14 protein-coding genes are annotated in these 17,806 nt (G+C 64.9%); 8 read left to right on the top strand and 6 right to left on the bottom strand.

The window, feature by feature from the left end:
• Positions 1 to 64: 64 nt before the first annotated feature.
• Entirely contained in the window at positions 65 to 616 is a 552-nt protein-coding gene (locus QXZ85_RS24855; RefSeq protein WP_315768784.1) for a c-type cytochrome, read from the bottom strand.
• Between the two features lie 212 nt (positions 617 to 828).
• Here QXZ85_RS24855 and QXZ85_RS24850 point away from each other — a divergent pair, with 212 nt between their 5' ends.
• Together QXZ85_RS24850 and QXZ85_RS24845 are read left to right on the top strand one after the other, a co-directional pair.
• Positions 829 to 1,569 (top strand): 3-deoxy-manno-octulosonate cytidylyltransferase, encoded by a 741-nt coding sequence (locus QXZ85_RS24850; protein WP_316174998.1) that lies wholly within the window; start codon positions 829 to 831, stop codon positions 1,567 to 1,569.
• 18 nt (positions 1,570 to 1,587) lie between these two features.
• Complete coding sequence (locus QXZ85_RS24845) at positions 1,588 to 2,448, top strand: prephenate dehydratase (protein WP_316175000.1); 861 nt, start codon at positions 1,588 to 1,590, stop codon at positions 2,446 to 2,448.
• Positions 2,449 to 2,601: 153 nt separating this feature from the next.
• Here QXZ85_RS24845 and QXZ85_RS24840 read toward each other — a convergent pair whose 3' ends face one another.
• Complete coding sequence (locus QXZ85_RS24840; protein WP_316175002.1) at positions 2,602 to 3,618, bottom strand: LLM class flavin-dependent oxidoreductase; 1,017 nt, start codon at positions 3,616 to 3,618, stop codon at positions 2,602 to 2,604.
• 407 nt (positions 3,619 to 4,025) lie between these two features.
• On the opposite strand from QXZ85_RS24840, the gene metF reads away from it, so the two are divergent.
• The 3 genes from metF to maiA all read left to right on the top strand — a co-directional run bounded on the left by metF (position 4,026) and on the right by maiA (position 9,734).
• Positions 4,026 to 4,943, top strand: coding sequence for a methylenetetrahydrofolate reductase [NAD(P)H] (gene metF, locus QXZ85_RS24835; protein WP_316175004.1), 918 nt, complete (start codon positions 4,026 to 4,028; stop codon positions 4,941 to 4,943).
• The gene (metH, locus tag QXZ85_RS24830) at positions 4,943 to 8,845 is read left to right on the top strand and encodes a methionine synthase (protein WP_316175006.1); all 3,903 of its coding nucleotides are present in this window, start codon (positions 4,943 to 4,945) and stop codon (positions 8,843 to 8,845) included. The genes metF and metH overlap by 1 nt, the downstream gene beginning before the upstream one ends.
• 226 nt (positions 8,846 to 9,071) lie before the next feature.
• The gene (gene maiA / locus QXZ85_RS24825; RefSeq protein WP_315702913.1) at positions 9,072 to 9,734 is read left to right on the top strand and encodes a maleylacetoacetate isomerase; all 663 of its coding nucleotides are present in this window, start codon (positions 9,072 to 9,074) and stop codon (positions 9,732 to 9,734) included.
• Positions 9,735 to 9,823: 89 nt separating this feature from the next.
• On the opposite strand, the gene QXZ85_RS24820 is transcribed toward maiA, so the two are convergent.
• Positions 9,824 to 10,456, bottom strand: coding sequence for a glutathione S-transferase family protein (locus tag QXZ85_RS24820; RefSeq protein WP_315745415.1), 633 nt, complete (start codon positions 10,454 to 10,456; stop codon positions 9,824 to 9,826).
• A gap of 404 nt (positions 10,457 to 10,860) precedes the next feature.
• On the opposite strand from QXZ85_RS24820, the gene QXZ85_RS24815 reads away from it, so the two are divergent.
• From QXZ85_RS24815 to QXZ85_RS24805, 3 genes are read left to right on the top strand one after another with little or no spacing between them, the layout of a single operon-like run.
• A complete protein-coding gene (locus tag QXZ85_RS24815) occupies positions 10,861 to 11,994 on the top strand; it encodes an ABC transporter permease (protein ID WP_315702911.1) in 1,134 nt (377 codons plus the stop codon).
• Positions 11,991 to 12,707 carry an ABC transporter ATP-binding protein gene (locus tag QXZ85_RS24810; RefSeq protein ID WP_315702910.1) on the top strand — a complete coding sequence of 239 codons (717 nt, stop codon included), beginning with the start codon at positions 11,991 to 11,993 and terminating at the stop codon, positions 12,705 to 12,707. Before QXZ85_RS24815 ends, QXZ85_RS24810 begins: the two co-directional genes overlap by 4 nt.
• Positions 12,704 to 13,759 (top strand): HlyD family secretion protein, encoded by a 1,056-nt coding sequence (locus tag QXZ85_RS24805; protein WP_315766123.1) that lies wholly within the window; start codon positions 12,704 to 12,706, stop codon positions 13,757 to 13,759. Before QXZ85_RS24810 ends, QXZ85_RS24805 begins: the two co-directional genes overlap by 4 nt.
• A 42-nt stretch (positions 13,760 to 13,801) precedes the next feature.
• Here QXZ85_RS24805 and glpK read toward each other — a convergent pair whose 3' ends face one another.
• The 3 genes from glpK to pimD form a co-directional block, all read right to left on the bottom strand.
• Complete coding sequence (gene glpK, locus QXZ85_RS24800) at positions 13,802 to 15,304, bottom strand: glycerol kinase GlpK (RefSeq protein WP_315702908.1); 1,503 nt, start codon at positions 15,302 to 15,304, stop codon at positions 13,802 to 13,804.
• 394 nt (positions 15,305 to 15,698) lie between these two features.
• On the bottom strand, positions 15,699 to 16,472 hold the full coding sequence (locus QXZ85_RS24795; RefSeq protein WP_315702907.1) for an SDR family oxidoreductase: 774 nt from the start codon (positions 16,470 to 16,472) through the stop codon (positions 15,699 to 15,701).
• A 106-nt stretch (positions 16,473 to 16,578) separates the two neighbouring features.
• Positions 16,579 to 17,721, bottom strand: a complete 1,143-nt coding sequence (gene pimD, locus QXZ85_RS24790; RefSeq protein WP_315766122.1) for a pimeloyl-CoA dehydrogenase small subunit — start codon at positions 17,719 to 17,721, stop codon at positions 16,579 to 16,581.
• Positions 17,722 to 17,806: the final 85 nt, after the last annotated feature.

The raw sequence follows: 17,806 nt of genomic DNA, 5'->3' as shown, positions 1-17,806 counted from the left end.
CGAAAACGGCCAGGCAAGGCCTGGCCGTCAACGTCACTGGATGCGGGAAGGTCCACGCGAGGGATTACTTGGCCGCGGTGGGCAGCGGCGCCGGGTTGTCCGACAGCGAGTTGAGATAGGCGAGCACGTCGGCCCGCTCGCTGTCCTTCTGGACGCCGGCAAACCCCATCACGGTGCCCGGGACGAAGCCCTTGGGGTTGGCGATGAACTGGTTGAGGTCGTCGATGGTCCAGGTGCCGCCCTTGGCCTTCATGGCCGCCGAGAAGTTGAAGCCGTTGCGGCCTTCACCCTTGTGATCGCCGACGATACCGTAAAGGTTCGGACCGACGCGATTGGGGCCGTTCTTCTCGAAAGTGTGACAGGCCGCGCACTTCTTGGCCGCCGCTTCACCCTTCTGGACCGAAGCGGTCTGCAGCAGCTTCTCGATCGGCTCGGCCGCAGCGGGAGCCGCGGCTTCCTTAGCCCCGCCTGCGGTCTCCTTGACGGCAATCTCGAAGCCCGGCTTTTCCGGCAGTTTGGGCGCAAACAGCGCATTGGCGGTGAAGCTCGTCACGAGCAGAACGAGACAGGTGGCCAGCACGGCCCCGAGAATCTTATTGAGTTCGAAGGAGTCCATTGTGGCGTCAGGCTCCGCGGGCAAATTTCATCGTTGGGCCGCAGTCGCGGCCAATGGTCGCCGACAAGGAATCGAGCCTTCGCGCCGCCCCCTTCGGCAGAAGTGAGATATCGGTTTGCCCGTGCTCTGGCAACCCGTATAAGCGGCCCGTCGTTCGGCCCTCCACCAAGCCGGACCGCATGTTGCGACCCTTTCCGACCTGCCGTTTCAGAATGACCGATTCCCGCACCTTGGTGCTGATCCCCGCTCGCATGGCCTCGACCCGTCTGCCGGGCAAGCCGCTGATGGATATCGGCGGGCTGCCGATGATCGTGCACGTGCTCCGGCGTGCCCAAGAGGCTGCCATCGGCCGCGTGGCGGTGGCGACCGACACGCCTGAGATCGCGGCAGCCGTGACGGCCGAAGGCGGCGAGGTGGTGATGACCAGGCCCGATCATCCCTCGGGCTCGGACCGGGTCTACGAGGCGCTGTGCAAGCTCGACCCCGAGCGTCAAGCCGAGATCGTGGTGAACCTGCAAGGCGATTTCCCCACCATCGACCCGCAGAACATCCGCGATGTGCTGCCGCCATTGGCCGACCCGGCCGTCGACATCGCAACGCTGGCGGCGCAGATCCATACCGAGGAAGAGAGCCTCAACCCCAACGTCGTGAAAGCGGTCGGCTCGCCGCTGGGCGGCCGCCGGCTGCGCGCGCTCTATTTCACCCGGGCCACCGCGCCCCATGGCGAGGGACCCCGCTACCATCATATCGGCCTCTACGCCTATCGCCGCGCGGCGCTGGAGCGCTTCGTCAGCCTGCCGCCTTCCGCGCTCGAACAGCAGGAAAAGCTGGAGCAGCTCCGGGCGCTCGAAGCCGGCATGCGGATCGACATCACGATCGTCGACGCGGTACCGCGGGGCGTCGATACCCCGGCCGATCTCGAAACCGCGCGGCGGCTGCTGTCCAAGGCTTGAGCTGTTAGAAGGCCCCTCATGAGCAAGATCCTGAAAATCGCGTTCCAGGGCGAGCCGGGAGCCAATTCCCACATCGCCATTTCCGAAGCCTATCCGAGCGCCGAAGCAGCCCCCTACGCCACCTTCGAGGACGCGCTGTCCGCGATCTCCTCCGGCGAGGCCGATCTCGGCATGATCCCGATCGAGAATTCGGTCGCGGGCCGGGTCGCCGACATCCATCATTTGCTGCCGGCCTCGGGCCTCTACATCATCGGCGAATGGTTTCTGCCGATCCGCCATCAGCTGATGGGCATCAAGGGCGCCAAGCTCGCCGACATCAAGACGGTCGAAAGCCACGTCCATGCGCTCGGCCAGTGCCGCCGCATCATCCGCCAGCTCGGCATCAAGCCGATCGTGGCCGGCGACACCGCCGGAAGCGCCCGCATCATCGCCCAGCGCGGCGACAAGAGCGCCGCCGCGATCGCCTCACGGCTCGCCGCCGAGATCTATGGCCTCGACATCCTCGCCGAGGACGTCGAGGACGAGGCCCACAACACCACCCGTTTCGTGGTGCTGGCGCGCGAGCCGCAATGGGCCGAGCAGAACTCCGGTCCTCTGGTCACCACCTTCGTCTTCCGCGTCCGCAACCTCCCCGCAGCGCTGTACAAGGCGCTCGGTGGCTTCGCCACCAACGGCGTCAACATGACCAAGCTCGAAAGCTACATGGTCGACGGCAATTTCTTCGCCACGCAATTCTACGCCGACGTCGACGGCCACCCCGAGGACAAGGGGCTCGCCTTTGCGCTGGAGGAATTGAAATTCTTCTCGCGCGAATTCCGCATCATCGGCGTCTACCCTGCGCATCCGTTCCGGGCGACCTTCAGCGAGCGGATGGAGTGATGCTCCGCTGATAGACACCAGCCCGTCATTCCGGGGCGCGCATGCGATGCGCGAGCCCGGAATCTCGAGCTTGGCTTGCATTCTTTTGCAACAGATCGGGATTCCGGGTTCGAGGCCTACGGCCTCGCCCCGGAATGACTGTGAGTTCGGCCATCACGCCGCGGCCTTCTCCAATCCGAAGGCCTCCGCCAGCAGGCGGTAGGAGCGCTTGCGCGCCTCGTGGTCGAACACGGCGGTGATCACCATCAGCTCATCCGCCTGGCTCGTCGCGATCATCGGATCGAGCTTGGCCCGCACCGTCGCCGGCGAGCCGACGAACAGCCGCGAGCGGTTACGCGCGATCGAGGCGCGCTCGGCCTCCGTATACGGATAGGCCGCGGCCTCCTCCGGGCTCGGCAGCGGCAGATATTCGCCGCGGTCGCGCCTGAGACGATTCAGATCCATGGATGACGCCAGCCGCTCCGCCTCCGCGTCGGTGTCCGCGGTCACGACGGCCACGGCCAGGATCGCATGCGGCTCGCTGCGCCAGCGCGACGGCTGAAAACGGGCGCGATAATTCGTCATCGCCGTGATCGCGTCATGGCTGGCGAAATGATGCGCGAAGGCAAAACCCATCCCGACCTGTGCGGCGAGCTCGCTCGAATAGTCGCTGGAGCCGAGCAGCCAGATCGGCGGCAGCGGGGTGTCGTCCGGCATCGCGATCACCTTGTGATAGGGATGGCCGGCGGGAAATTCGCGCGTCTCCCACAAGGTCAATTCGTGCAGCCGCTCCAGGAAGTCGTCGCCCTCGCGGCGGTCGAGCCGGCTGCGCAGCGCGTAAGCCGTCGTGCCGTCGGTGCCGGGCGCGCGGCCGAGGCCCAAATCGATACGGCCGGGAAACAGCGCCTCCAGCATCTTGAAGCGCTCGGCCACGACCAGCGGCGCGTGGTTGGGCAGCATCACCCCGCCGGAGCCCACCCGGATGCGCTTCGTGACCGCCGCGATCTGCCCGATCATCACGTCCGGCGCCGGGCTCGCGACCGAAGCCAAGCTGTGGTGCTCGGCGAGCCAATAGCGGACGTAACCAAGCTCATCGACATACCGCGCCAGATCGATGCTGTTGCGGAGCGCCGCGGCCGGCTTGGTCGCGGTGGTGGTGACGGAGAGGTCGAGGACTGAAAGCGGGATCATGGCTCAAAAACTCGCGCGCGTGAGCCGGTAAGGTAGTGGGCAGCGGGCGCCCGACAAAGAGGGCCGTCCCACGGGTCAGGGCTGTGGCGCTAGGATAGCTCGGCAGGAGTACAGTGGGACATTCTTTGTTGTATACATAAACCGTGCAATTTTGCCCAACGATAAAGTTAGCCGCAATCTGCTAGATTCGGCGAAATTGAGCCAAACTCGCTCAAAAATACTCACTTTTTGCCCAACTAGCTAAGCTACAGATCTTCAATCTACACCAAAAGAAAAGAATATCGTGGGCAATTTCCCACGTCCGGTGGGCTATTTGCTGCAATGCGTTTCGCCTATCTTACCTCCCCAGCGAGCCGGTGTGGGGCTCTTGATCTGACATTTACGCGGAATCCGGAGTCTGCGCTGCCATGACCGAGCTTACGACGCCGATCTCGAACGGACATGCCGGGCTGCCACGGCCAAGGATCTCGTTCGAGTTCTTCCCGCCGAAGACCGGGGAGATGGAGAAGACGCTGTGGGCTTCGATAGAGCGGCTGGCGCCGCTCGAGCCGAACTTCGTGTCGGTAACCTATGGCGCGGGCGGCTCGACCCGTGAGCGCACGCACGCCACCATCGCCCGCATCCTGAAGGAAACCAGCCTGCTGCCTGCCGCGCATCTCACCTGCGTCGGCGCATCCCGCGGCGAGATCGATGAAATCGTCGACCGCTATTACGAAGTGGGCGTCCGCCACATCGTGGCGTTGCGCGGCGATCCACCCGGCGGCATCGGTACGCTCTATTACACCCATGCCGACGGCTATCAGACCTCGCCGGAACTGATCGCCGGCATCAAGCGGCGCCATCCCGACATCGAGATCTCGGTCTCGGCCTATCCAGAGAAGCATCCGGAGAGCCCGACCTTCGATGCCGATATCGACATGCTGAAAGCAAAGGTCGATGCCGGCGCGACGCGCGCGATCACCCAGGTGTTCTTCGACAACGACCTCTATCTCCGCTACCTCGATCGCGTTCGCGCCCGCGGCATCGATATCCCGATCGTGCCGGGCATCATGCCGATGCACAATTTCAAGCAGGCGCGCGGCTTCGTCACCCGGGCCGGCACCACCGTGCCGGACTGGCTTGCGGAAAAGTTCGACGGCCTCGATGACGATCCTGAAACGCGCAAGCTGGTCGCGGCGACCGTCGCGGCCGGCCAGGTGCAAAAGCTCGCCAAGCAGGGCGTCGACACCTTCCATTTCTACACCATGAACCGCGCCGACCTCGTGTTCGCGATCAGCCATCTGCTCGGCATCCGCCCGAAGCTCGCCAAGAAAGTCGCCGCCTGATGTCCGTTCCGACCTCTCCCAAGGAATCCGCAAAGCGCACCGCCTTTCTTGCCGCCGCCCGCGAGCGCATTCTGATCCTCGACGGCGCCATGGGCACGATGATCCAGGCGCTGCAGTTCGACGAGGCCGCCTTCCGCGGCGAACGCTTCAAGGACTTCCATCGCGACCTCCGTGGCAACAACGACCTGTTGATCCTGACGCAGCCTGACGCGATCGAGGACATCCACGCCGCCTACTTGCGTGCCGGCGCCGACATCGTCGCCACCAACACCTTCTCTGCCACGTCGATCGCGCAAGCCGATTACGACCTCAGCGACATCATCTATGAGCTGAACCGCGAGGGCGCGCGTCTGGCGCGCAACGCCGCGCAACGCGTATCGGCCGAGGACGGCAAGCCGCGTTTCGTCGCCGGCGCCATGGGCCCGACCAACCGTACCGCCTCGATCTCGCCCGATGTCGCCAATCCCGGCTACCGCGCCGTGACCTTCGACGATTTGCGGCTGGCCTATGGCGAACAGGCACGCGGGCTGCTGGACGGCGGCGCCGACCTCCTGCTGGTCGAGACCATCTTCGACACGCTCAATGCCAAGGCCGCGCTCTATGCCATCGCCGAGCTCTGCGATGAACGCGGCATCGATGTGCCGGTTATGATCTCCGGCACCATCACCGACAAGTCCGGCCGCCTGCTGTCGGGCCAGTTGCCGGAGGCGTTCTGGAATTCGGTGCGGCATGCCAAGCCGGTCACGATCGGCTTCAACTGCGCGCTCGGCGCCGAGGATCTGCGCGCCCATATCGCCGATATCGGCCGCGTCGCCGGCACGCTGGTCTGCGCCTATCCGAACGCCGGCCTGCCCAACGAGTTCGGCCATTACGACGAGACGCCGGACTACATGGCGCGGCTGATCGGCGAGTTCGCCCGCGACGGCCTCGTCAACATCGTTGGCGGCTGCTGCGGCACCACGCCGGACCATATTGCAGCCATCGCCGCCGCGGTCGCTCCGCACAAGCCGCGCGTGGTGCCCGAGATCCCACCGCGGCTGCGGCTGTCCGGCCTCGAGCCGTTCGAGCTGACGCCCGCCATCCCGTTCGTCAATGTCGGCGAGCGTACCAACGTCACCGGCTCGGCGAAATTCCGCAAGCTGATCACCGCCGGCGACTACACCGCGGCGCTTCAGGTCGCCCGCGACCAGGTCAATAACGGCGCTCAGGTCATCGACGTCAACATGGACGAGGGCCTGTTGGATTCGGAAGCCGCGATGCGGACTTTCCTCAATCTCGTCGCGGCCGAGCCGGACATCGCCCGCGTGCCCGTCATGGTCGATTCCTCGAAATTCCACGTGATCGAGGCCGGGCTGAAATGCGTCCAAGGCAAGCCGGTGGTGAACTCGATCTCGCTGAAAGAGGGCGAGGAGAAGTTCATTCATGAGGCCAAGATCGCTCGCCGCCACGGCGCCGCCGTCGTCGTGATGGCGTTCGACGAGACAGGTCAGGCCGACACCTATCAGCGCAAGACCGAGATCTGCGCCCGAGCTTACAAGATTCTGACCGAGACCATCGGCTTCCCGCCGGAAGATATCATCTTCGATCCCAACATCTTCGCGATCGCCACCGGCATCGAGGAGCACAATAATTACGGCGTCGACTTCATCGAAGCCACGCGCTGGATCAGGCAGAACCTGCCGCATGCGCATGTCTCGGGCGGCGTCTCCAACCTGTCCTTCTCGTTCCGCGGCAATGAGCCGGTGCGCGAAGCGATGCATTCGGTGTTCCTGTATCATGCCATCAAGGCCGGCATGGACATGGGCATCGTCAATGCCGGGCAGATGATCGTCTATGACGACATCGATCCCGAGCTGCGCCAGGTTTGCGAGGACGTCGTGCTCAACCGCGACCCCGGCGCCGCCGAGCGCTTGCTGGCGCTGGCCGAGAAATTCCGCGGGCAAGGCAAGCAGACCAAGGAGGCCGATCTCGCCTGGCGCGAGTGGCCGGTCGACAAGCGCCTCAGCCACGCGCTGGTGCACGGCATCACCGAGTTCATCGAACAGGACACCGAAGAGGCGCGCGCGGCAGCAACCCGTCCGCTCGACGTGATCGAAGGCCCGCTGATGGCCGGCATGAACGTGGTCGGCGACCTCTTCGGCGACGGCAAGATGTTCCTGCCGCAGGTCGTCAAATCTGCCCGCGTCATGAAGCAGGCTGTGGCCTATCTGATGCCATTCATGGAGGCCGAGAAGGCTGCCAACAAGGGCGTTGCCGCCGAACGCTCCAACGCCGGCAAGATCGTGCTCGCGACCGTGAAGGGCGACGTGCACGACATCGGCAAGAACATCGTCGGCATCGTGCTCCAGTGCAACAATTTCGAGGTGATCGATCTCGGCGTGATGGTGCCGGCGGCGAAAATCATCGAGACCGCCAAGGCCGAGAAGGCCGACATCGTCGGGCTGTCGGGCCTGATCACGCCCTCGCTGGACGAGATGGCTTATCTCGCCTCGGAGATGGAGCGGCAGAACCTGAACGTACCGCTGCTGATCGGCGGCGCGACGACCAGCCGCGTGCACACGGCTGTGAAGATCGACCCGAATTATCGCAATGGTCCGGTCGTCCATGTCAATGACGCCAGCCGCGCGGTCGGCGTCGCCTCCTCGCTTTTGTCGCCCGAGCGGAAGGTCGCCTATGCGGCCGATGTCCGCAGCGAGTATGAGAAGATCGCGGCCGCGCATCTGCGCGGCCAGGCCGACAAGAGGCGGCTGTCGCTCGCTCATGCCCGCGCCAACGCGCCGAAGATCGACTTTGTCAAGGCGCGGCCGGTGAAGCCGACCTTCCTGGGCGTGAAGAGCTTTGCCGATTACGACATCGCCGAGCTCGTGCCCTATATCGACTGGACGCCGTTCTTCCAGACCTGGGAGCTCGCCGGCCGCTTCCCCGCCATTCTCGATGACGCCAAGGTCGGCGAGGCCGCAGGCGCGCTCTATGACGATGCGCGAAAAATGCTGGACCGCATCGTCAAGGAGAAGTGGTTCACCGCGCGCACCGCGATCGGCTTCTGGGCGGCGAACGCCGTCGGCGACGACATCGTGCTTTATGCCGACGAGAGCCGTGCCAAGCCGATCACGACGCTGCACACGCTGCGCCAGCAGCTCGAGAAGCGCGAAGGACGCTTCAACACTGCGCTGTCCGACTTCATCGCGCCGGCCGCCTCCGGCGTGCCCGATTATATCGGCGGCTTCGTCGTCACTGCGGGGATCGGCGAAGACGTGGTTGCCGACCGCTTCAAGAACGCCAATGACGACTACTCCTCGATCCTGGTCAAGGCGCTGGCCGACCGGCTCGCCGAAGCCTTTGCCGAGCGCATGCACGCGCGCGTCAGGCGCGAGTTCTGGGCCTATGCGCCGGACGAAGCTCTCTCGAATGACGAACTGATATTGGAGAAGTATCAGGGCATCCGCCCCGCGCCGGGCTATCCCGCGCAGCCCGATCACACCGAGAAGGCGACGCTGTTCGAGCTGCTGGACGCGGAGAGGAATGCCGGGGTCAAGCTGACCGAGAGCTTCGCGATGTGGCCGGGTTCGTCGGTGTCGGGACTTTATTTTTCGCATCCCGAAAGCTTCTATTTCGGCGTCGGCAAGATCGAGCGCGACCAAGTCGAGGATTACGCCGCGCGCAAGGGCATGAGCGTGGCCGAGATCGAGCGCTGGCTGGCGCCGATCCTCAACTACATCCCATCGCAGGTCGCAGGTTCGAACAGCGCCGCCGCAGCTGCCGCCCCATCCGGAGCCGCCGCGCCCGTTGCCGCCAACGACGAAGCCGCAGCAAGCGCCGCGAACGGCCTCGCCTCGCATCCGCAAGGGTGCACCTGTGCCGCGCATCTCGCCTGGCGCAAGAAAGCGGTCGGCGCGAAGTAATTAGTTCTTCGCATCATCCGCCAGACCCCAAGGCCGCAGCTCCGCCCTGTGCTGTCATGCCCCGCTTCAAGCGAGGCATCCAGCACGCGCAGCCTCTCGACCGATCACCACCGTCTCGGAATACTGGATCGCCGGCCGTCGCGGGCGATGACAGTCTTATTACTATCGCGAGCCGTAACAACTCGCATAGTCTCTCCTGCCTGGCTCGATCGGACGAGGCACATCCATGAAATTCTATTCCTTCTGGCGATCGCTGGCGAGTTTTCGGGTGCGCATTGCGCTCAATATCAAGAACGTGGCGCACGACGTCGTGTTCGTCGACATCGACAAGCAGGAGCATCGCGGCAACGACTACGCCGGTGTCAATCCGCAGATGGCGCTGCCTTCGCTGGTGCTCGACGACGGCACCGTGCTGCTCCAGTCGCTCGCGATCCTCGAATATCTCGAAGAGACCTATCCCGCGCCGGCACTGCTGCCCGCTGACGCCGCCGGTCGCGCCCGCGTGCGCGGGCTTGCTGCGATGGTCGCCTGCGATGCCCATCCGCTGACCGTGCCGCGCGTCCAGCGTTATCTGACCGAGACGCTCAAGATCAGCAACGAGCAGAAGGCGGCATGGCTGCGGCACTGGGCGGCCGAGACGTTAAGCGCCTTGGAGGCGCAGCTCGCCGATCATCCCGCGACCGGGTCTTACGCGCATGGCGAGGGGCCGACGATCGCCGACATCTGCCTGGTCGGCCACGTCACCTTCGCGATGAACCAGAGCATCGATATGGCGCCCTATCCGACCGTGACGCGCATCTTCGAAACCGCGATGGCGCTGCCGGCCTTCGCGGCTGCACATCCGCTGGCGCAACCGGATACGCCGGAGGCGATGCGGCGGAAGATGTAGGCCGCTTGCCTGCCTGCTCGCAAAGGCAGGCGCGGTGTCCCTCCGGCCAAGGAAGGATCAGATCGAGCTTGCAGCAGCCTCCGGAGTCGTCAATCCCCGCTCGGCGGCACGAGCGGCTGCACGATCTCGCAAAACGCCGGCAGGGCCTCGCAGCGGGCTGCGTGCGCCGCCAGCGCCGGATAGCGGCTGCCATCGAACAGATGCGGATGCGCCTCAGTGGTGAAGCGCAGCACACAGGCCACCGCGATATCGGCGTGACCGATGCGTTCGCCATACCACCACGGCGTCGTGACCGATGCGCGCTCCGTCTCCAACGCCGCGAGCACACCTGCGATCTGCGCCTCGCAACGCTCGACCCATAGCTTCAGCTGGTCCTTGCGCAGCACGCGCTCATAGACCAGGCTGACCGCCTTGTCGCCGAGACCCGTCGCCAGCGCGACCGTGCGCAGCTGCCTCCGCCGATCGGCGCCGCGGCTCGCCAGCATCGCCCTCTCCGGCCCGACGGTTTCGTCGAGATGGTCGAGGATCGCAGCGGAATCGATCAGCGCTTCGCCGCTGTCGAGTACCAGCACCGGTACCCGCAGCAACGGATTGTATTGTGCGATCTTGTCGGCGTCCCCGAAGGTGGACCACGGCCGATGCTCGAACGGAAGGCCGTAAAGCTTCAGCGCGATCGCGCTGCGGCGGACGAAGGGCGAGTCGTATTGGCCGATCAAGAACATGAATGTCACCTCCTCGTGCCATTGAAACGAGTTTCACCGACGATATCATCTGTTATCGGAGCGATGGACTATGACAGGGAGCTTGGCTGGAATGCGAAGCAGTCCGTTCATGAGTGCCGGAAACGCGATCGCATCTCACTTCCGTGTTTGGAAGACCGTCGCCCCAGCGGTGCGATCCCGCTCCGGCGATTATGCTGAGGCCTATCAGCGCAGCCGTTCCAAAATTGGTCTGCCCTGCCATGGAAACGGCCAATCGATGGCGTTGATCGACTCTGGCTGCGCCCCAGCCGCCCTCCCACCGCGCCATCCCCGATGGTGCCGGTGACTTCCACAGTGCAACGCTTCGACGTGGACTTCATTTCCCGAAACGGATGAAATGGATCAAAATCGATGGTTCGCAGTCCATGTCGCTGAGATTCAGGCTCGCTTCCCGAAACCTGTTTCATGACCGGCTGAGATTCGTGGCGACGATCGTCGGCATCGTCTTTTCCATCGTGCTCGTGACGCTGCAGATGGGCCTCTATGTCGGCTTCCGGCGCACGGTCACTACCATGATCGATCATTCGGCAGCCAATCTTTGGATCGTGCCGGCCGGCACCAAATGTTTCGAGGATCCGTCGCTGCTGGACGAACGTCAGCGATTTCGAGCGCTGGCGATCGACGGCGTGGTCGAAGCCGCTCCCCTTGTGATCGGTTACGCCCAGTGGCGGCTGCCCAATGGCACCACGACACCTGTCTTCGTGGTCGGTTCCGAACTGCAAGGGCTGGGATTGCATCCGTGGAACGTGGTCGCCGGCCGCACCGACGACCTCGCAATTCCCGGCGCCGTGGCCATCGACCAATCCTATTTCGATCGGCTCGGCGTCAGGGGACCGGGCGAAAACGCCGAAATTCGCGATCAGGCCGTGCAGGTGGCGGCGGTGACCAGGGGCATCCGCTCGTTCACGACGACGCCCTATGTCTTCACCGATGTCAATCGCGCACGCGCCTACACTGGAACATCGCAGCAAAAGGCGTCTTATCTCCTGGTGCGGCTGTCTCCCGAGGCCGACATCAACCGGGTCAGACAGGATTTGCGCGCAAGCCTTTCCGACGTGGAGGTCCTGACCGCGGGCGAATTTCGCAACCGCAGCAGGTCGTTCTGGCTATTCGGAACCGGCGCCGGCGCCGCGCTGTTCGCAGGCGCCCTGCTGGGCTTCATCGTCGGCACCGTGATCGTTGCCCAGACGCTGTATTCAAGCACCAAGGATCACCTGAACGAGTTCGCAACCTTGCGCGCCATCGGATCGTCCAGCAGCTACATCTACACGGTGATCATCTGGCAGGCGCTGCTCAGCGCCATCATCGGATTTTGCGGCGCAGCGGGCGTCAGTGCGGTCGTGGTCAGGATGACCGCCGAATCGGCGCTGCCCATCGTCATGACGCCGACATTGACGCTGGGTCTTCTGCTCCTGACCGTCGTCATGTGCGTCGGATCCGGCGTGGCCGCGATCGTCCAGGTCATGCGCATCGACCCCACCCTGGTGTTCACGCGATGACCGAGCCGCTCCTCGAGGCTGATAACATCGTGCAGTTCCTCGGACAGGGGGCCGGTCGCGTGCAGGCGCTGAAGGGTGTGAGCCTGTCGTTAGACGGCGGCGAGCTGGTGCTGCTGATGGGCCCTTCGGGCAGCGGCAAGACGACGCTGCTCTCGATCCTCGGATGTCTGATGACGCCGGCGAGCGGGAGCGTCCGGATCGGCGGCCAATCGATCAGCGGCGCCGATGCGGAGGCGCTGGCCAAGCTGCGGCGCGATCACATCGGCTTCGTCTTCCAATCCTACCATCTGTTTCCGACGCTGACCGCCGAGGAGAACATCCGCCTCGCCCTCGATGTCCGCGGGCAATCCTCGCGAACCGCGGTGAAGGCGGCACGGGACGCGCTGGCCATGGTCGGCCTTGCCCACAAGCGGAAATCCTTCCCGCTTCAACTCAGCGGCGGCGAGCAGCAACGGGTCGCGATCGCGCGGGCGATCGTCGGAAACACACGGGCGATCCTGGCGGACGAGCCGACCGGCGCGCTCGATGCCGAGAACGGCCAGGCCATCATGACCTTGCTCGCCGACATCGCCAAGGACCGCTCGCGCGCGGTGCTCGTCGTCACCCACGATCCACGCATCCTGCCGTTCGCCAACCGCATCATTCATATCGAAGACGGCCGGATCATCGAAGGCGAGCCCACAAGCCCAGCCAAGAGAGTATCGAACTCATGATCGCGTCCAACGGCAGCAAGACCAACACCACAAGCAAGGCTGCTCTTCTTGCCGTGCTCTATGCGGTTATCGTGACGGTGCCGCTGGCCTGCATCGGCCCGGGCGCGCCGGCGCAAGCCGCGGGCAACGAACCGGCCGACAAGAATTGGCTGGCGGTGGCCCCAGGACGGGTCGAGCCGGTGTCGGGCACCGTCAAGCTCGCCGCCCCCGTGATCGGCGTGATCGACAAGGTGCTGGTCAAGGCGGGCGACACGGTCGCAGCAGACGAGCCGCTGATCCGATTGAACGACAGCGAGGCGCGGGCGCAACTGGCCTCCGCCGAAGCCCAGGTCGACATGCGCAAGCGCGTGCGCAACAAGGAGGCGCCGTCATCATCCGCCACGCGGCGCCGCGCCGAAGATGCTGTCGCCGACGCCGAGACCGCGGTCTACGAGGCGAGAGCCCTGTTCGACAAGACGAGTGCCGACAAGCGCGCCGGCCAGACCAACGCGGATGTCGACGCCGCCCGTACGGGACTGACCCGCGCCGAGGCGAGGCTTTCGCAGCAAAATGACGAGCTGCGCCGCGCCACCGACGAGGCGCCGTTACCGACGGTGTCGGAAGGCGAATACAGCGTGTCGCTCGCCAATCTGCAGGCGGCCCGGGCCGGATTGCAAAAGCTGACCATCCGCGCGCCGACCGCCGGCACCGTCCTGCAGGTCAATGCCCGGCGCGGAGAATTGGCGTCGCCATCGGCCACGCCGCCGCTGGCGCTGCTGGGCGATGTCTCCGCCTTGCGGGTACGCGCCGAGGCGGACGAGCGCGACATCGACAAGATCAAGACCGGGCAAACCGTGGTGGTGCGCTCCGCCGCCTTCCGCGGCCGCGACATGGCTGGCAAGGTCGCCTCGGTCGCACCATTGGTCGAGCAGGGACGCAACGCCACGCTCAGCCAGCGTAACCTGACCGATGTCGACGTGGTGGAAGTGCTGATCGACCTGAACGAGCCCGGCCCGCTGGTGACGGGCATGAAGGTCGACGTGTATTTCCAGAAGGAGACTGCGTCGCAGTGAGGTTTCAGCACGCAGCCTGAGGCGAGCCTCTCGCCTCAGGCTTTATTCCCCCTCGTCGCTCGCCAGCACGCCCTTCACCGCACGCGCCCAGCCGGCGAGCTTGCGCGCGCGGGTGGCGGCGCTCATCACCGGCCTGAAGCGATGTTCGAGCCGCCAATTGTCGGCGAACTTCTCCGGCTCCGGATAGACGCCTGCCTTGAGGCCGGCGAGATAGGCGGCGCCAAGCGCTGTGGTCTCCTGGATCATCGGACGATCGACGGGCGCATCGAGCAGATCGGCCAGGCGCTGCATGGTCCAGTCCGAGGCCGTCATGCCGCCGTCGACGCGCAGCACGATGGTCGCGGCGTCAGCATCCGGCCAGTCGGCGCGCATCGCCGCCCACAGATCGTAGGTCTGGTAGCAGACGCTCTCGAGCACTGCATGCGCCAGCTCCGCCGGACCGGTGTTGCGGGTCAGCCCGAACAGCGCACCACGCACGCGCGGATTCCAGTACGGCGCGCCCATGCCGACGAAGGCGGGCACGAGATAGACGCTCTGCAGCGAATCCGACTGGTCGGCGAGCGGGCCGGTCTCGGCGGCGTGCTTGATGATCCCGAGGCCATCGCGCAGCCATTGCACGGCCGAGCCCGCCACAAAGATCGAGCCTTCCAGCGCGTAAGTGCGTTCACCATTGAGCTGATAGGCGATGGTGGTGAGCAGCTTGTTCTTGGAGACGACCGGCGTGCTGCCGGTGTTGAGCAGCGCGAAGCAGCCGGTGCCGTAGGTCGATTTCATCATACCCGGCGTGAAGCAGGCCTGGCCGATCGTGGCAGCCTGCTGATCGCCGGCGATGCCGGAAATCGCGATCGATCCGCCGAACAGTTCCGGCACCGTCTCGCCGAAATGCGCCGACGAATCCTTCACCTCCGGGAGCATCGAGCGCGGCACGCGCAGGATGGAGAGCAGCTCATCGTCCCATTCGCCGCTGTGGATATTGAACAGCAGCGTGCGTGAGGCATTGGTGGCGTCGGTCGCGTGGACCTTGCCGCCGGTGAGCCGCCACAACAAATAGCAGTCAACCGTGCCGAACATGAGCTCACCGCGTTCGGCGCGCTCGCGCGCACCGGGCACGTGGTCGAGAATCCAGGCCACCTTGGTGCCCGAGAAATAGGGATCGATGATCAGGCCCGTTTTCTGCGAGATGATCGGCTCGAGGCCTTCGGCCTTCAGCCTCGCGCAGATGTCGGCGGTACGGCGATCCTGCCAGACGATGGCCCGATGCACCGCCTGCCCCGTGGCGCGATCCCAAACCACGGTGGTCTCGCGCTGGTTGGTGATGCCGATCGCGGCGATGTCCTTCGCCGCAAGACCGGCGCGCTCCAGCGCGTCGCGACAGGTCATGACGGTCGAGGTCCAGATGTCCTCCGGCTCGTGCTCGACCCAGCCGGAGGCCGGAAAATGCTGCGGGAATTCCTGCTGCGCGACAGCGGCAATCGAGATGTCGGAGCGGAACACCATCGCGCGCGAGGACGTGGTGCCCTGATCGATGGCCAGCACGAAAGACATGGGGGTTTCTTCCCGACAGAATGGTTGACGACGTTGGGCCGACAAGCAAGCGGATCAGGAGCGCGAGGTCAAGGTGGAGCCCGCATGTGCGACGCCCCCTCCCCAAGAGGGGCAGGGCGATCGCATATGGGGAAAAACTCGGCCGACGATCTCTCCCGCGGCCGTCCTTCGAGACGCTCGCCTCCGGCGAGCTCCTCAGGACGAGCGCTTGTTTTTGAGCAAAATGGCAGACCCTCATGGTGAGGAGCGCCGCATGCGGCGCGTCTCCGGACGATGCTACGCATCGCCGGGAGAACCATGAGGCCCCGGTCCAGTTTGCGCCATATGCGATCGTCTTGCCGAGAGACGGAGGGTAAAGACCGTGCGCCGCGCTGCCGCTCGGCGACGAGAGTGCCTAGACCGCAGCCGTGGTCACGCCGCCGTCGACCACGATGGTCTGGCCGGTCATGAAGGTCGAGGCATCCGAGGCGAGATAGGCGACCGCGCCAGCGATCTCATGCGGCTCGCCGATGCGGCGCAGCGGCGTGGTGGCGCAGCGCTGCTTGAGCCGCTCTTCGTCCTCCCACAGCGCGCGGGCAAAGTCGGTCTTGATCAGGCCGGGCGCGACGCAATTGATCCGCACGCCCTGCGGTCCCCATTCGCCGGCAAGGCTGCGGCAGAGCGCGAAATCCGCGGCTTTCGAGATGCCGTAGGCGCCGATCACGGTCGAACCGCGCAAGCCACCGATCGAGGACACGATGATGACCGAGCCCTTAGCCCGCGCGGCCATCGGCGGGATCGCCTTGGCGCAGAGCCACAGATTGCTCTTGACGTTCGAGGCCATGATCTTGTCGAAGGCCTCGTCGCTGATGTCGAGCAGCGGGCCATAATAGGGATTCACCGCCGCGTTGCAGACGAGGATGTCGACCTGGCCGTAATGCTTGACCGCGCCGTCGATCAGCGCATCGACCTCGGGCCGGCGCGCGATGTTGCAGGCGATGACATGGGCATCGCCGCCGCGCGAGCGAATGCCGGCCGCGACCTCTTCACAGGCATCCGCCTTGCGGCTGGAGATCACGACTTTTGCGCCGAGTTGCGCCAGCAATTCGGCAGAGGCACGGCCGATGCCGCGGCTCGAGCCGGTGATGACGGCGACCTGTCCTGTGAGATCGAAGGGGATGTTCTTCATGACAGTGCTCTCTCCTTCGTCATTGCGAGCGAAGCGACGCAATCCAGAGCCGACGTCAAGGCTCTGGATTGCTTCGTCGCTTCGCTCCTCGCAATAACGCTCCGGCCTAGATCAGGCCGCCCGCTTCAGCCACGCGCCGCTGGTGATAGTCGGTATCACCCAAGGTGGTCTCGATCATCGACAGCCGCTTGAAGTAATGGCCGATCTTGGCCTCCATCGTCATGCCGATGCCGCCATGGAGCTGGATCGACTGCTGGCCGACGAACTTGGCCGATTTGCCGACCTGCACCTTTGCCGCCGCGATCGCGGTTGCGCGCTCCTTGGCGTCCTCGAAATCGCTTGCCATGGTCGCGAACATCGACATCGACCGCGCCTGCTCCAGCGCAACGAACATGTCGGCGGCACGGTGTTGCAACGCCTGGAACGAGCCGATGGCGACGCCGAACTGCTTGCGGGTCTTGATGTACTCGACCGTGGTCTTGAGCGATTCATCCATCAAGCCGACCGCCTCCGCGCAGAGCGCAACGCGCGCCTCATCCGCGACGCGCTCGATCAGCGGCAGCGCGTTCTCGGGGTCGCCGATCGCTGCGTCTGCGCCGACCTCGACGCCGGTGAAAGTGATGTCGGCGGCATGCAGGCCATCCTGGGTCGGATAACCCTTCCTGGTAACGCCCTTCGCATCGGCCGGCACGATGAAGACGCCGACGCCGCTCTTGTCGCGCTGCGCGCCTGCCGTGCGCGCGATGACGACCAAGGTGTCCGCATTCTCGCCGTTGAGCACGACGAATTTTTCGCCGTCGATGATCCAGCCGTCGCCCTCCCTCTTGGCCGACGTCGTCACATCGAACAGATCATAGCGCGACTGCTTCTCGAGCTGCGCGAAGGCAAAGGTCTTGCTGCCGTCGATGATCCCCGGCAGATGCGCTTCCTTCTGCGCGGCCGAACCGCCATGACGGAGGAAGCCGCCGGCGATGACAACCGTGGCAAGATAAGGCTCGAGCACGAGCGAGCGGCCCATCGCCTCCATCACGATCATGGTGTCGACGCCGCCGGCCCCGAAGCCGCCGTCGTTTTCAGAGAACGGCAGGCCGAGCAACCCCTGCTCGGCGAGCTTGGACCAGATCGCCCGGCTCCAGCCGCCTTTCTCCTTCATGTAGGTCTTGCGCTTGTCGAATTCGTAGGCATCCGCCAGCAGGCCGTCGATGCTTTCTTTCAGGAGCCGCTGCTCCTCGGACAGATCAAAATCCATGTTGTGTATCCTTGTACCCGGAATTCATCGTCGGCGTCATTCCGGGACGCGCCGCAAGGCGCGGGCCCGGAATCCATACTCACGA

This window comes from Bradyrhizobium sp. SZCCHNGR1005, from assembly GCF_032489995.1.
Lineage (GTDB): Bacteria > Pseudomonadota > Alphaproteobacteria > Rhizobiales > Xanthobacteraceae > Bradyrhizobium.
This window is presented reverse-complemented; position numbering and strand designations above follow the sequence as displayed.

Coding starts and splice junctions, on each gene's coding strand:
- metH (WP_316175006.1), top strand. CDS start 4,943: ATGTCCGTTCCGACCTCTCCCAAGGAATCCGCAAAGCGCACCGCCTTT.
- QXZ85_RS24815 (WP_315702911.1), top strand. CDS start 10,861: ATGTCGCTGAGATTCAGGCTCGCTTCCCGAAACCTGTTTCATGACCGG.
- metF (WP_316175004.1), top strand. CDS start 4,026: ATGACCGAGCTTACGACGCCGATCTCGAACGGACATGCCGGGCTGCCA.
- QXZ85_RS24810 (WP_315702910.1), top strand. CDS start 11,991: ATGACCGAGCCGCTCCTCGAGGCTGATAACATCGTGCAGTTCCTCGGA.
- QXZ85_RS24850 (WP_316174998.1), top strand. CDS start 829: ATGACCGATTCCCGCACCTTGGTGCTGATCCCCGCTCGCATGGCCTCG.
- QXZ85_RS24840 (WP_316175002.1), bottom strand. CDS start 3,618: ATGATCCCGCTTTCAGTCCTCGACCTCTCCGTCACCACCACCGCGACC.
- QXZ85_RS24845 (WP_316175000.1), top strand. CDS start 1,588: ATGAGCAAGATCCTGAAAATCGCGTTCCAGGGCGAGCCGGGAGCCAAT.
- QXZ85_RS24820 (WP_315745415.1), bottom strand. CDS start 10,456: ATGTTCTTGATCGGCCAATACGACTCGCCCTTCGTCCGCCGCAGCGCG.
- pimD (WP_315766122.1), bottom strand. CDS start 17,721: ATGGATTTTGATCTGTCCGAGGAGCAGCGGCTCCTGAAAGAAAGCATC.
- maiA (WP_315702913.1), top strand. CDS start 9,072: ATGAAATTCTATTCCTTCTGGCGATCGCTGGCGAGTTTTCGGGTGCGC.
- QXZ85_RS24795 (WP_315702907.1), bottom strand. CDS start 16,472: ATGAAGAACATCCCCTTCGATCTCACAGGACAGGTCGCCGTCATCACC.
- glpK (WP_315702908.1), bottom strand. CDS start 15,304: ATGTCTTTCGTGCTGGCCATCGATCAGGGCACCACGTCCTCGCGCGCG.
- QXZ85_RS24855 (WP_315768784.1), bottom strand. CDS start 616: ATGGACTCCTTCGAACTCAATAAGATTCTCGGGGCCGTGCTGGCCACC.
- QXZ85_RS24805 (WP_315766123.1), top strand. CDS start 12,704: ATGATCGCGTCCAACGGCAGCAAGACCAACACCACAAGCAAGGCTGCT.